The sequence below is a fragment of the Pseudomonas sp. 30_B genome (assembly GCF_017491605.1).
GTDB lineage: Bacteria > Pseudomonadota > Gammaproteobacteria > Pseudomonadales > Pseudomonadaceae > Pseudomonas.
In genome coordinates this window covers 261,966-274,875 of record NZ_JAFGYY010000003.1, presented here as the reverse complement: position 1 = coordinate 274,875, position 12,910 = coordinate 261,966, and the positions used below count along the sequence as shown (strand labels likewise).

Here is a 12,910-nt window from a genome sequence, read left to right as displayed (position 1 = left end):
CCCATGTTGCGGTCGTGCGGGATCGATGGGTATCGCAAGCTCCACCCATCCTACGAGGCTGGGAATGTCGGAGTTAACCTGTACGCCAACCCGCCCAGCAGTGGAGCCGCCAGCAAATCCGTTTGCGAGCAAGCTCGCTCCTACAAAAGCAAAAACCCGCGCACCGATGAAGGTGCGCGGGCCGGGTTGTGGATAAAAGATCGATCAGGGAATCACGAACCCCACCTCGATGTTCCCGCGAGTCGCCTTGGAGTACGGGCAGATCTGATGCGCCTCGGCCACTAGCTGCTGCTTGTCCTCCGCCGTCAGGCCGGGCAGGTGCACGGTGAGCTGGGCGGCCAGGGCGAAGCCGCCGTCGGCGGTGTTGCCCAGGGAAACTTCCGCGTCCACCGCCACATCGCTGGGCAGGTGAATATTCAGCTTCTGTCCAGAGCGGCGCAGCGCGCCGATGAAGCAGGCGGACCAGCCGATGGCGAACAGCTGCTCGGGATTGGTGCCGGGACGGCCGGAACCGGGCGGGCTCAGCGGCAGGTCCAGCGCGCCGTCGGTGGTCTGGCCGCGCCCGTCGCGGCCTCCGGTGGTGTGGGTGTGGGCGGTATAGATCACGGTTGCCAGGGTGTCGGTCATGACGCTTCTCCTTCAGGGGCGAGCCAAGGGTAGACGAGGTGAAGTGGTGCAATTGCGGCGGGTGCCGATCACCACGCCCTGCTCTTTGAGGCTGCGCAGCAGGGCGATGCCCTGCTCTTGAATGGCAGCCAGTTCGACACCGGCGATTTCCGCCAGCGCCTTGAGGTGTCCGCGGCCGGTGAGCTGCCACTGTTGCAGTGATACCAGCAGGGCATGGGCCAAGGGTGCAAGGCGCGAGAAATGCACCTTCAGGTCGGCGCCACGGCGGGCCAGCAGCAACGTGGGCTCCAGCGGCGCTTCCTGCGGGATGTCATCCGGGCCGATCTGGCTGACCGGCCAGGCGTAGGCCAGCGGTTCAGCGAGGCAGGAGAGCAGCGGCACGCCGTCGAGCAGGTCGCCGTCCGGGTCATGGGCCGGTTCGGCTTTATCGCTGAGCAGCAACGCGGTCTCGATCCACTCGTAGTGGGCCAGCTCAGCCACCCAGCCGGGCTGGTCGGCACGGCCCTCGAGGTACTCGACGAACTCGCCGGCCACTTCGGTAAACAGCGGCGTGTGGCAGTGGTAACGGGCGTAGAAGTCTTCGGTGAGCGACTGCCATTGCCCGTCCGGAAGGCTCGCGCGCAGCACCGGGAAGTTGCCGGCCAGCAGCGATTGCAGGTTGCCGAAGAACAGTTGCCGGTACACCGCCAGGCGCCGCGCCTCGATGCCGGGCGGCGGCGCGTTGCCCTGCGGATCGCGGATGAAGCGGGTCATGCGCAGTTGCTGTTCGCGCAGGGTCTCAGCCATGGCTCACCTCCAGCGGCCGGGCGGCGCTCTGCAGCTCGCGGATGCAGTCCACTTCGCCGAGCAGTTCGGCCAGCGGCGGCAGGTTGAAGTCGCGCTCCAGCAGGGTTGGAACCGTGCCCAGGTGCCGGTAGGCGCTGGCCAGCAGGCTCCAGACGTCCGGCTTCACGCTGGCGCCGTGGGTGTCGATCTTCAGGTCCGGCGCCTCGTCGTAGTGGCCGGCCACATGCAGGCAGGCAACGCGCTCGGCCGGTACGCGGGCAAGGAAGTCGGCGGCGTCGTAGCCATGGTTGTGGGCATTGACGAAGAGATTGTTGACGTCCAGCAGCAGGTCGCAGTCGGCTTCGTCGAGCACGGCGCGGAGGAAGTCGATCTCGCTCAGCGCCTGGTAGGGCGCGGCATAGTAGGAAATGTTTTCCACGGCGATGCGGCGGCCCAGGGCGTCCTGCACCTCACGGATACGGCCGGCGATATGGCGCACGGCTTCGTCGGTGAAGGGCATGGGAATCAGGTCGTAGAGGTGACCTTCGTCGGAGCAGTAGCTCAGGTGCTCGCTGAACAGCGGCACCCGGTAGCGGTCGAGGAATTCGCGGATCTGCCGCAGGAAGGCATGGTCCAGCAGCTCGGGGCCGCCGAGGGACAGCGACAGGCCGTGGCAGGACAGCGGGAAGCGTTCGGCCAGGCGGGCCAGTCCTTCGCCGTAGGTGCCGCCGACGCCGATCCAGTTGTCCGGGGCGACTTCGAGGAAGTCCACGGCGCGGTCGTCCAGGGTCAGCAGGTCGGGCAGCATGGCGCGGCGCAGGCCGAGGCCGGCTCCCTGCAGGGATGCGGTGGGGTTCATGGCGGTCTCCTGGGCGAAGTGCCCTCCCCGGCCAGCGGCGCGGGGAGGTGGTGGCCGACGGTCAGTTCTTCGCCTGGCTCAGCTTGCTGTACAGGTCGGACGGGAACGGCTTGCCGTTGGAGTCGAACTGGTTCTTGCGGAACTGGTAGACCTCGCCTTCGGAGAGGAAGCCGTCATGGTTGGCGTCGATGGCCTCGAACTCGGCGTTGGCCTTGGGTGCCACGGCCAGCAGTTCGGCGCGGGAGACGCGGCCATCGTGGTCGGCGTCGGTACGGGCGAAGGAGGCGTCGCCGCACTTGCCTTCACCGCACTTGCCTTCGGCCTGGGTGGCCTTGGTCGGAGCAGCCTGGGCGCCGCTGGCACCGCACTTGCCCTCGCCACACTTGCCTTCCCCGGCCTTGGCGGCGGAGGCCAGCTGGTAGCCCTGCGGCAGTGCTTCGACGGCGAAGGCGGAGGACGCCAGGTTCAGGCTGCCAGCCAGGGCGACAGCGAGCAGGCCCAGTTGGTTTTTGGAAAGCAGAGTTTTCGGGGTACGGGTCATGGTGGTTCTCCAGATGCTTGGGCGCATTCATGCGCCGGGTCATGCCTTGATGGCGGAATCCCTGGAACGAAGCGCGCTGGAGGTTTTGCCCTGCCGTCGCGTTCATCGTTCGGGTAGGGCTATTTCGCCTTGGCGATGTATCGCCGGCGTATCGGCGGCTGGAGGCTTTTGTATGCCTGTATCGGCTCGGGAAGCGGCAGATACAAAGCAATACATTCGACGGGACGGCCCAAGTCCGGGCACGGGCCTGTAGGAGCGGGCCATGCCCGCGATGCGGTGGCGTGACGTGCACCAGCGGTGCAAGAGAAAAAGAAAGGGCCGCAAAGCGGCCCCTTCGCGGGCGTGGCCCGCTCCTACAACAGCAGAAGGATCAAACGGCGCGCTTGGCCGCGATGGCGGTCACCTCGACCTTCATGCCGTCCACGGCCAGTTCGGAGATCCCGACGGCAGCACGTACCGGGTAGGGCTTGCCGAAGAAGCTGCAGTACACCTCGTTGAAGGCGGGGCGGTCGGCCATGCTGGTGAGGTAGATGGTCAGGTGCAGGACGTGGTCCAGGCCGCTGCCGGCCTTTTCCAGCGCGACCTTCAGGCTGCGCAGGGTGGCTTCGCTCTGGGCCTTGATATCGCCCAGCTCCAGGCTGCCGTCTTCGAGGGTGGGAATCTGCGTGGAGACCAGCAGGCCGCCGAAACCGGCCACGTCGGAGGAGATGGACTCAGGATCCGCGTCGGGAATGAAGAAAGGGCTGTCATTCTGCGCCATGGGAAACTCTCTGCTATCGGGGGCTATGAGCGGCGCCCGTCGGGCCCGCCCGGGACGCGCAGCTTAGCGTCATCCCGCCCCCCGCCGCCATGCCGGCCGATAATTCCGTGTCCCTCACTTTGTCATTCGTCAATACATCCATCGTATCAACGGGTGATATTCCCTCCGAACTTCAAAGAGGGATTATTACAATTTTGGACATAGACCTTTTCATATTCCGTTATTTAAACCGGGCACTCTTTCGGCATTATGACGCTGGCTTTTTCCTGCCTGGAGCGGGCGGGGAAAAGTTCATTGCGACAATGTCAACGCAACTTCCTGCGAGTTCCGTCGTGGTTGATCCATGAGCGGATTCATTGTGCCTGCCTATAAAAATCCCGGCCCTCACGCACTTCAATGGGCCGGCTCTCCAAGACTCTAGGGGCAATATCCATGAAGCACCTCAAACGCAGCGCTATCGTGCTTGCCGTTTCCGCCGCAGCCAGCCAGTTCGCCAGCGCCGAACCCTTCGTCACCGACCAGGCCGATGCCAAGGGCTTCGTCGACGACGCCAAGTTCGACGTGCTGCTGCGCAACTACTACTACGACCACGACGGCAAGAACGGCTCCGGCGACAACCGCGACTGGACCCAAGGCTTCCTCGCCAACTTCTCCTCCGGCTACACCCAGGGCACCGTCGGCTTCGGCGTGGACGCCTTCGGCTACCTGGGCATCAAGCTCGACGCGGGCGGTGGCCGGGCCGGCACCGGCAACCTGCCGGTGGACAACCACGGCAACCCCGAGGACGACTACGGCAAGGCCGGCGCCGCGCTGAAAGTGCGCCTCTCGAAAACCGAGCTGAAATTCGGCGACATGCAACCAGTCGCCCCGGTCTTCGCCGCCGGCGGCAGCCGCCTGATTCCGCAGACCGCCTCGGGCTTCAACCTGCTGAGCAGCGAAATCGCCGGCCTGGACCTGGAAGCCGGCCACTTCACCGCCGGCACCAGCCCGATCACCACCAGCCACGACGGCGGCCTGTACGCCACCTACGCCAACGTCGAAGCCGACAGCGTGGACTACGTCGGCGGCAAGTACGCGATCACCGACAACCTGAACGTCTCGCTGTACGGCTCGGAGTTCGAAGACATCTGGCGCCAGTACTACGCCAACGTGAACTACCTGCAGCCGCTGGGCGGCGACCAGTCGCTGGGCCTGGACTTCAACGTCTACCGCACCACCGACTACGGCCAGGCCAAGGCCGGCGAGATCAGCAACAACACCTGGTCGCTGGCCGCCGCCTACTCCTTCCTGCAGGCGCACACCCTCACCCTGGCCTTCCAGAAGGTCAACGGCGACACCCCGTTCGACTATGTCGGCTTTGGCGACAACGGCGCGGGCGCCGGCGGCGACTCGATCTTCCTCGCCAACTCCGTGCAGTTCTCCGACTTCAACGGTCCGGGCGAGCGCTCCTGGCAGGTGCGCTACGACCTGGCGATGGACACCTACGGCGTGCCGGGCCTGAGCTTCATGACCCGCTACATCAACGGCAGCAACATCGATGGCACCCACGCCGACCCGAACGGCCAGTACGTCGGCCTGTACGGCGAAGACGGCAAGCACCACGAAACCGACTTCGAAGCCAAGTACGTCGTGCAGTCCGGCCCGGTGAAGGACATGTCCTTCCGCCTGCGCCAGGCCTTCCACCGCGCCAATGCCGACCAGGGGGAATCGGACAACAACGAACTTCGCCTGATCGTCGATTATCCGCTGTCGATCCTGTAATTCGACCGCGAATAATCATGGAACAACTTTCGGATTCGTCCGAGAGTTGTTCCGCTGTTCATCCCGGTATTATTGCACTGCGACAGAAAGTCTCTTCCCAGGATCGTTGTTTATCCACATCGCCAAACTTTCTAGAATTCCCACCATCTCTCCCGCTTTCGATATCACACCTCGTCGATTATCGAAACACGACTCCTGACGTTGATATTGTGATTGCTCCTTCGACGTCCTTCCAAGCCGCTCCCCGGAGCGGCTTTTTTTATGCGTGCCCTGCCCCACACAATATGAGTTGAATCACCCGCCAACAGCGGTGGTCAAAAGCAGAGACAGTTGCGGCAACCCCGAATGCCCGCACGGCTGAAGGAGGCTACCCATCATGAGCACAATGACTCTCGAAGGCTGGTGCAAGACCAGCGCCGACCAGAAACCCACTCCACTGGAAGACATCCACTTCTTCGTCAGCGACGCCGATCACCTGCGCCTGGAGCAGGCCGAGGAATACCTGCAGAACAGCGGCAGGCGCGACGTCATGGTGGACGCCGACCTCGACACCCTCGATCTGAAGATGCCCGCAAACTGCGGCCCGCTCTCCGATTGCCAGTACCGCGTCTACCTGAACCAGGACGATCACCGCGGGCACTTCCATCTGGTGGGGCATCGCGCCAGCGATGGCAGCCTGATCTACACCAACGCCGTCCTGATCGATCAACTGCTGAGCTGAGAGCCGATCCCGGGCGGCGCGCGAGCCCCGTGGAGAGCAGCGCCGGTTCACTCGTCGCCCCCGACACACAAGGCGATTGTGGCCTGTACCCGCCCCGTGATTTCATAGGGCCATCTGTCGGCCCGATATCTCGCCGTGCGCGCCGCCAGAGACGGGAACGCCCCCATTCTCCGGTGAGGAAGCAGTCATCCGATGCGGACTTCCACTGATCCTGAAGTACAGGAATACGGGCGATTCGACAGCCTCCTGCGCCTTGCCCGCCATCCGCTGGGCGCCGCCGCCGCTTTGCTGGCCGACGTCCATGGCCGCCTGCTGGGCTTCGACGGCCTGACGCCCGAGGCGGCGCAATCCATTGCCACCCTGCTCTGCATCAATGCCGCTTCGGCGCCCCTGCGCAGCCGCCAGGGCGATCTGCACCCGCTCGGGACTGCGGTCCTGCGCAGTGCCGACGGCACCGCCCTGGGCTGGCTCTGCGTGCTGGACAACCAGCCACGCACACTGGACGTCGCCGCGCGAATGGCACTGGACGATGCCGCCCACGTCGCCCAGGAGCTGCTCTGCCGCGCTGACGAAGGCTGCCTGGCACTGGCCATCGCCGGCAGCGGCACCGGCGTGTGGGACCGCCACGTCCCCACCGGCGAGATTCATTACTCCACCGGCTGGAAAGCCCTGCTGGGCTATGCCGACCACGAAATCGGCAATCGCATCGACGATGCCTACGTGCGCGTGCATCCCGACGACCTCGCCTACGTGCAGGCCACCATCAGCGCACACTTCGAAGGCCGCACGCCCGCCTATGAAGTGGAGCACCGGCTGCGCCACAAGGCGGGTCACTACATCTGGGTGTGCAGCCGCGGCAAGGTCGTGGAACGTGACGATGCCGGCCGTCCCCTGCGCATGATCGGCACCACCACCGACATCACCAAGCTGCGGGGCGTCTCGGAACAGCTGCGGCAGAACGTCGAGCTGCTCACCGACCTGACCGATGAAATCCCCGGCATGGTCTTCCAGTTCCGCCACCTGCCCGATGGCACCGGGACCTTCCCCTACGTCAGCGCCGGCGTGATGGAAGTCTTCGGCATGACCGCCGAGCAGGTCAGCGGTAACTCGACCATCCTGCGCACCCTGGTGCACCCGGACGACCTGCCCGCCCTCCTCGCCTCGCTGGACACCTCCGCGGCGACGTTGCGACCGTGGCGACACGAATTCCGTGTGCAGCTTCCCGGACGCGGGCTCCTCTGGCGCCAGGGGAGCGCCCAGCCCAAGCGTCTGGCCGATGGCAGCGTGATCTGGCATGGCCTGTTCACCGACATCACCGAGCGCAAGCGCATCGAAGCCGAATTGCAGGTACTGGCGACAACCGACTTCCTCACCCAGCTGCCCAACCGGCGCCACTTCATGCAGCTGATAGAAGCCGAACTGGGCCGCGTGCAGCGCTCGGTGGAGCGCAGCGCGGCGATCCTGATGTGCGACCTGGACCACTTCAAGGTCATCAACGACCGCTGGGGCCACGGCGTGGGGGACGAAGCGCTGCGCCATTTCGCCCGCATCCTCGGACGCGAGATCCGCCGCATCGACTTTGCCGGACGCATGGGCGGCGAGGAATTCGCCGTGGTGCTGGCCGATGCGGATGTCACCAGCGCCGTGGTATTCGCCAGGCGCCTGCAACAGCAGCTGGCCGACCAGCCGCTGCTGCTGGGGTGCGAGCGCATTCCGCTGAGCATCAGCATCGGCATCGCCACCCTGCAGGCCAGCGACGTGTCGGCCGAGGCAGCCCTTTCGCGCAGCGACAGCGCGCTCTATTGCGCCAAGCAGAACGGCCGCAATCGCATCGAGTGCGACTGAGCGGCAATCCGCGAGGCAGAGCGTGCCGCTGACGGCGCCCCGTCACCTCGCATGAAAAAATGTTCAGAATTTTTCACCATTATTTACAGGCGTTTTAAATAATGGACTTTTTGCTTCGAATGGATATTTATAAAAATCCTTTAAAATCAATCGGTTAAAAATATTGTTCGACAGGATTTCGGCCATTATTTTTGACGCCTCTCGCCGAAATCGTTTGACATATTTAACGGCTCTGGCAGGCTGGTAGGCAGGTTTCGACCGGGAAACTTCGCCTTCTGTGCGTTCCCGGCAGTGCTCGGAACCTCAGGTAGCCCAGCCCAGAGCCGTGCGCCTGCACAAAAACGATGGGCTGCAGCCCGTCCAAAGGTGACATATGTCCAACAGCAACATTGGCAACAAGAAACAGACCCTCCGCAAACCCGTCGTCCTGATGTCCATGGGCAGCCAAGAGCGCAAAGGCCATGACTATCAGGTAATGACCCACAAATACATCGTGCCCCTGGTCGAACAGTCCGATTGCGTGCCGGTACTGGTACCGACCTGCTGCGGCATCGAAGACCTCGAGCAATACCTGGACATGGCCGACGGCGTGTACCTCACCGGTGCCGGCAGCAACATCGATCCGACGCTCTATGGCCAGGAAAACGAAACCCCCGGCAAAGGCCAGGACAAGGACCGCGACAACTTCGACATCCCGCTGATCAAGGCCGCCATTGCCCGTGGCCTGCCGATCTTCGGCATCTGCCGCGGCATGCAGGAAATCAACGTGGCCCTGGGCGGCGATATCTACCAGAAGGTCTACGCCGAGCCCGGCTTCAACGACCATCGCGAGAATCCCGAAGACCCGGTCGACGTGCAGTACAGCCCGGTCCACGGCGTTCGCCCGACTCCGGGCAGCTGGCTGCAGCAGCTGCTGGGCGACGAGATCCGCGTGAACTCGCTGCACGGCCAGGGCCTGAAGAACCTGGGCAAGGGCATCGAAGCCATCGCCCATGCCGAAGACGGCCTGGTCGAGGCGATCCACGCCCCGACGCTTTCCTCCTTCCTCTTCGCGGTGCAGTGGCACCCGGAATGGCAGGCGGCGAAGAACCCCGATTCGGTGAAGATCTTCAAGGCGTTCGGCGATGCCTGCCGCGCGCAGGTGAAGAAGAAACAGGCCCGCGCACTCGCTGCCTGAGCTTCACCCGTGTCATGAAAGAGCCCGGCCTTGTGCCGGGCTTTTTCATAGGAGTTTCCTGTAGGAGCGCGTGCCCGTGCTTTCGTCATTCGCGCTGCGAATGGCGCACCCTGCACGCCCTTGAGAGCACCTCGGGCTAACCTTGGCGACCAGCGATTCCGCTTTCCGACAAAGGTGCAGCCATGAGCAACGACCTCTTCTCCCTGGCCGGCAAGACCGTGCTGGTCACCGGCGCCTCCAGCGGCATCGGCGCGCACCTGGCGCGCGTGGCCGCCCGTGCTGGCGCCCGTGTGGTACTGGCGGCCCGGCGCACCGAGCGCCTGGCGCAGCTGGCCGAAGCGATCCAGACCGACGGCGGTGAAGCCCATGCCGTGGGGCTGGACGTGACCGACCGCGCCAGCGTCGAGGCCGCTTTCGACAGCGCCGAGGCCCAGTTCGGCGTGGTCGATGTGGTGCTCAACAACGCCGGCATCGGCAACGGCCAGCGCGCCCTGGAAATCAGCGAAGACGACTGGCGCCACATGCTCTCCACCAACCTCGACGGCGTCTGGCGCGTGGCCCAGTGCGCGGCGCAGCGCCTGGCCAGGGCCCAGCGCGGCGGCAGCATCGTCAACATCGCCTCGATCCTCGGCCTGCGCGTGGGCGGTGGCTACAGCCACTACTGCGCGGCCAAGGCCGGCGTGGTGCAGCTGAGCAAGTCCCTGGCGCTGGAACTGGCGCGTTACCAGGTGCGGGTCAACGCCATCGCGCCGGGCTACTTCAAGACGGAAATGAACGACGCCTATTTCGACAGCGACAAGGGCCAGGCCTATATCCGCGATACCGTGCCCATGCGCCGCCTGGGGCAATTGCGGGAGCTGGAGGGCCCCTTCCTGCTGCTGGCCAGCGACGCCGGCGCCTTCATGACCGGCGCGGTGCTGGCGGTGGATGGCGGGCATCTGGTGAGCAGCCTGTAACGCTCCTCACCCGGCCAGCTCACTCAGGCGCTGCTCCAGGAAGCGCCGTTCCGGCTCCTGCCGCACCAGCTCCAGGGCGCGGGTATAGGACGCGCGCGCCTCGTCGCGGCGCTCCAGGCGCCGGCACAGATCGGCGCGTGCGGCATGGGCCAGGTGATAGTCCTGCAACTCTCCGCGGTCGAGGATGGCGTCCACCTGATCGAGCCCGGCCTGCGGGCCGTCGCGCATGGCCAGCGCCACCGCGCGATTGAGCTCGATCACCGGTGAAGGCTGGATGCCCAGCAGGGCGTCGTAGAGACCGACGATCTCCGCCCAGTCGGTACTGGCGAAATCGGGTGCCACCGCGTGCACGGCGGAAATTGCCGCCTGCAGCGTATAGGGGCCGACCCGCCGGGTCGCCAGTGCAGCGACGATCAGTTGTCGGCCCTCGTCGATAAGGTCAGGGTTCCAGCGCCGGCGATCCTGCTGTTCGAGCAGCACCATCTGGCCGTCCTCGCCAGTGCGCGCTTCGCGACGGGATTCGTGCAGCAGCATCAGCGCCAGCAGCCCCATCACTTCCGCTTCCGGCAGCAGTTCGAGCAACTGGCGGCCCAGGCGTATGGCCTCGGCGGAGAGATCGGTGCGGGTCAGCGAATCGCCCGCCGAGGCCGAGTAGCCCTCGTTGAATACCAGGTAGATCACCCGCAGCACACTGGCCAGGCGCTCGGGCAGCTCGGCGGCTTCCGGCACCTGGTAGGGAATCTGCGCATCGCGGATCTTCGCCTTGGCGCGGACGATGCGCTGGGCGATGGTGGACGGCGTGGCCAGGTAGGCGCGGGCAATTTCCTCGGTCTTCAGGTCGCAGACTTCGCGCAGGGTGAGCGGCACCTGGGCATCCGGCGCCAGTACCGGGTGGCAGCAGGTGAAGATCAGGCGCAGGCGATCGTCCTCGACGCTTTCGTCGGCCTGCTCCTCCACCGACTGCGCCTCGATCTCCAGTTGCTCGGCGATCTGCAGCAGCGAGGCGTCGAAGCGCGAACGGCGGCGCAGACCGTCGATGGCCTTGAAGCGGCCGGCGGACACCAGCCAGGCACGCGGATTGGCCGGCACGCCATCGCGCCGCCACTGCTCCACGGCGGCGACGAAGGCCTCGTGCAACGCCTCCTCGGCCAGGTCGAAATCCCCCAGCAGGCGGATCAGCGTGGCCAGCACGCGGCGCGATTCGCGGCGGTAGACATCGTCCACCACATCGCGCAGGGCCTGGGGAGCGTAATCGTGCATGGCGGACGGCGGTCCTCGGGATGAAAAGGGTCTGCCTATCCTGCACGGGTTTTCGACGGTGTGGGAAGCGGACGGACGGGGGGATCATTGCGAGGGTGTTTCGTTCTCGCGCCGAGGCCGAGTTGTTGTAGGAGCGAGCTTGCTCGCGAACATTTCACCGGCAGCTCCGGTGCTGGGCGGTTCGCGAGCAAGAACTGGGCGTCCCCCTCGCTCCTACAAGACAGCCCGTCACGGTATGGCATCGAACAACGCCTTCCCGGTCGCCAGGTCGAACGGAATCGAGAAGTGCTCGTGGACGATCTTCCACTGCCCCGCCTCGCGGCGCAGGCAGACCGTGACCCGCGACCAGGCGGCGTTGTGCACACCGTCCTCGCCGGTCCCGCCGCAGTACGCCAGGTAATGGCCGAAAGCGATGTCCCCGGCGCTTTCGAAGCTCAGCTGATGAATGTCGAAGGTGTCCTGCGTGTACATCTGCAGGCACTCCTGCCAGTGCCTGCCATAGGCCTCCAAACCCCGGAACTGCAATTGCTTCGCCGCATCGAAGGCGAGGATGTCGCGGCTATAGTGAGCGGTGATGCCCGCCAGATCGGAAGCGCGTACGGCGCTCCGCCAGCTTTCCAGCACTGCGTGCAGCTCGGCATGGGTATTCTCGGCGCGGTTCATCGGGTCGCCCTCCTCCAGTGGTCAGCTCAGGACGCACAGCAACTGTGCGGCTTGGCGGGCTCGTCGTACTCGTCGTGGAAGCGCGTCCAGTTCATGCCCTTGCCCTGGTAGTCGGGCATGCCGCCCCAGCCCTCGCCGCGACCGAGCGGCGTGAGGTCGAGCAGGTGGTAGGTAAACAGCGGCGCTTCCAGCCCACGGCCGTAGGTCGAGTAGCTGTGGAACACCTGGTCGCCGTCGCGCAGGAACACGCTCATGCCCGGTTGCTCGCCCTGCACATGGTAGCCCTGGCCGAGACGCTCGAGCTCGGCCTTGTCGCGATAGTTGTACTCCACCGGCGCGACCTGCTCGTCGATGGTGACGTGGAAGTCATAGTTGAAGTCGCTGCCGAAGGAGGAATACCAGGGCAGGGTCCAGCCCATGCGCTCGCGGAACGGCGCGATCTCCGCAAGCGGCGCGCGGGAGACCATCGCCAGGGTAGTGCCGCGCGCATGCAGATGCTCCAGCCGTCCCAGGTTGTCGATCAGGAAGGAGCAGCCCTCGCAGCCCAAGGCTTTGTCGCGGTGGAACATGAAGTGGTAGACGATCAGTTGCGGGCGCCCCTCGAACAGGTCCACCAGCCGCAGCGTGCCGCGCGGGCCTTCGAAGCGGTAGTCCTTGTCGATGCGCACCACCGGCAGTGCTCGCCGCACGGCGCTCAGCGCGTCGCGGGCGTGGGTGGCGGCCTTCTCCTGCTCCAGCAGGCGCTTGCGCGCCTGCAGCCATTCGTCACGGGACACCACGCGGGGGAAAGCCTGGTTGGCGAGATTCATGTTGCACGCTCCTGGGACCGGCCCGGTTGCGGAGTGGGACCTGCATGGCGCTTGCCGCGCAGAAGAGAGAGGGCGAACGCGCTGGCGCCGCCGACGGAAAGAGCGCCGGACACCGCCAGCGTCAGGGTGGAAAGACACAAGGGACACATGTCGGACCTCCGGGATC

Annotated in this window: 13 protein-coding genes; 5 read left to right on the top strand and 8 right to left on the bottom strand. The window is 65.2% G+C overall.

The annotated features are described in order from the left end of the window. Positions 1-204: 204 nt before the first annotated feature. The 5 genes from J5M67_RS04965 to J5M67_RS04945 form a co-directional block, all read right to left on the bottom strand. Positions 205-627, bottom strand: a complete 423-nt coding sequence (locus J5M67_RS04965; RefSeq protein WP_279381554.1) for an organic hydroperoxide resistance protein — start codon at positions 625-627, stop codon at positions 205-207. A 12-nt stretch (positions 628-639) separates the two neighbouring features. Further along, positions 640-1,413: a DUF2063 domain-containing protein gene (locus J5M67_RS04960; protein ID WP_207884044.1), complete on the bottom strand. Its 774-nt coding sequence runs from the start codon at positions 1,411-1,413 to the stop codon at positions 640-642. Beyond that, positions 1,406-2,251 (bottom strand): DUF692 domain-containing protein, encoded by an 846-nt coding sequence (locus tag J5M67_RS04955; RefSeq protein WP_207884037.1) that lies wholly within the window; start codon positions 2,249-2,251, stop codon positions 1,406-1,408. Before J5M67_RS04955 ends, J5M67_RS04960 begins: the two co-directional genes overlap by 8 nt. Before the next feature lie 61 nt (positions 2,252-2,312). Then, positions 2,313-2,792, bottom strand: coding sequence for a hypothetical protein (locus J5M67_RS04950; protein ID WP_207884035.1), 480 nt, complete (start codon positions 2,790-2,792; stop codon positions 2,313-2,315). 370 nt (positions 2,793-3,162) lie between these two features. Then, complete coding sequence (locus J5M67_RS04945; protein WP_207884033.1) at positions 3,163-3,552, bottom strand: RidA family protein; 390 nt, start codon at positions 3,550-3,552, stop codon at positions 3,163-3,165. 432 nt (positions 3,553-3,984) lie between these two features. Between J5M67_RS04945 and J5M67_RS04940 the strand changes: the two genes are divergently transcribed. From J5M67_RS04940 to J5M67_RS04920, 5 genes are all read left to right on the top strand, one after another. Next, positions 3,985-5,313 carry an OprD family porin gene (locus J5M67_RS04940; RefSeq protein WP_207884030.1) on the top strand — a complete coding sequence of 443 codons (1,329 nt, stop codon included), beginning with the start codon at positions 3,985-3,987 and terminating at the stop codon, positions 5,311-5,313. A gap of 376 nt (positions 5,314-5,689) precedes the next feature. Next, positions 5,690-6,034, top strand: a complete 345-nt coding sequence (locus J5M67_RS04935; RefSeq protein WP_207884028.1) for a hypothetical protein — start codon at positions 5,690-5,692, stop codon at positions 6,032-6,034. Positions 6,035-6,226: 192 nt separating this feature from the next. Continuing rightward, positions 6,227-7,879 carry a sensor domain-containing diguanylate cyclase gene (locus J5M67_RS04930; RefSeq protein ID WP_207884026.1) on the top strand — a complete coding sequence of 551 codons (1,653 nt, stop codon included), beginning with the start codon at positions 6,227-6,229 and terminating at the stop codon, positions 7,877-7,879. A 373-nt stretch (positions 7,880-8,252) separates the two neighbouring features. Then, on the top strand, positions 8,253-9,056 hold the full coding sequence (locus J5M67_RS04925) for a gamma-glutamyl-gamma-aminobutyrate hydrolase family protein (RefSeq protein WP_207884016.1): 804 nt from the start codon (positions 8,253-8,255) through the stop codon (positions 9,054-9,056). 182 nt (positions 9,057-9,238) lie between these two features. After that, positions 9,239-10,012 carry an SDR family NAD(P)-dependent oxidoreductase gene (locus J5M67_RS04920; RefSeq protein WP_207884014.1) on the top strand — a complete coding sequence of 258 codons (774 nt, stop codon included), beginning with the start codon at positions 9,239-9,241 and terminating at the stop codon, positions 10,010-10,012. A gap of 6 nt (positions 10,013-10,018) precedes the next feature. On the opposite strand, the gene J5M67_RS04915 is transcribed toward J5M67_RS04920, so the two are convergent. From J5M67_RS04915 to J5M67_RS04905, 3 genes are all read right to left on the bottom strand, one after another. Next, on the bottom strand, positions 10,019-11,272 hold the full coding sequence (locus J5M67_RS04915) for an RNA polymerase sigma factor (protein WP_207884011.1): 1,254 nt from the start codon (positions 11,270-11,272) through the stop codon (positions 10,019-10,021). Between the two features lie 228 nt (positions 11,273-11,500). Beyond that, entirely contained in the window at positions 11,501-11,935 is a 435-nt protein-coding gene (locus J5M67_RS04910) for a nuclear transport factor 2 family protein (RefSeq protein ID WP_207884009.1), read from the bottom strand. A gap of 26 nt (positions 11,936-11,961) precedes the next feature. Beyond that, on the bottom strand, positions 11,962-12,744 hold the full coding sequence (locus J5M67_RS04905; protein WP_207884007.1) for a DUF899 domain-containing protein: 783 nt from the start codon (positions 12,742-12,744) through the stop codon (positions 11,962-11,964). Positions 12,745-12,910 lie beyond the last annotated feature (166 nt).

Bases quoted from the DNA above. Each gene is read 5' to 3' on its own strand.
- J5M67_RS04955 (WP_207884037.1), bottom strand. From the start codon at position 2,251: ATGAACCCCACCGCATCCCTGCAGGGAGCCGGCCTCGGCCTGCGCCGC.
- J5M67_RS04915 (WP_207884011.1), bottom strand. From the start codon at position 11,272: ATGCACGATTACGCTCCCCAGGCCCTGCGCGATGTGGTGGACGATGTC.
- J5M67_RS04910 (WP_207884009.1), bottom strand. From the start codon at position 11,935: ATGAACCGCGCCGAGAATACCCATGCCGAGCTGCACGCAGTGCTGGAA.
- J5M67_RS04965 (WP_279381554.1), bottom strand. From the start codon at position 627: ATGACCGACACCCTGGCAACCGTGATCTATACCGCCCACACCCACACC.
- J5M67_RS04950 (WP_207884035.1), bottom strand. From the start codon at position 2,792: ATGACCCGTACCCCGAAAACTCTGCTTTCCAAAAACCAACTGGGCCTG.
- J5M67_RS04905 (WP_207884007.1), bottom strand. From the start codon at position 12,744: ATGAATCTCGCCAACCAGGCTTTCCCCCGCGTGGTGTCCCGTGACGAA.
- J5M67_RS04920 (WP_207884014.1), top strand. From the start codon at position 9,239: ATGAGCAACGACCTCTTCTCCCTGGCCGGCAAGACCGTGCTGGTCACC.
- J5M67_RS04925 (WP_207884016.1), top strand. From the start codon at position 8,253: ATGTCCAACAGCAACATTGGCAACAAGAAACAGACCCTCCGCAAACCC.
- J5M67_RS04940 (WP_207884030.1), top strand. From the start codon at position 3,985: ATGAAGCACCTCAAACGCAGCGCTATCGTGCTTGCCGTTTCCGCCGCA.
- J5M67_RS04945 (WP_207884033.1), bottom strand. From the start codon at position 3,552: ATGGCGCAGAATGACAGCCCTTTCTTCATTCCCGACGCGGATCCTGAG.
- J5M67_RS04930 (WP_207884026.1), top strand. From the start codon at position 6,227: ATGCGGACTTCCACTGATCCTGAAGTACAGGAATACGGGCGATTCGAC.
- J5M67_RS04960 (WP_207884044.1), bottom strand. From the start codon at position 1,413: ATGGCTGAGACCCTGCGCGAACAGCAACTGCGCATGACCCGCTTCATC.
- J5M67_RS04935 (WP_207884028.1), top strand. From the start codon at position 5,690: ATGAGCACAATGACTCTCGAAGGCTGGTGCAAGACCAGCGCCGACCAG.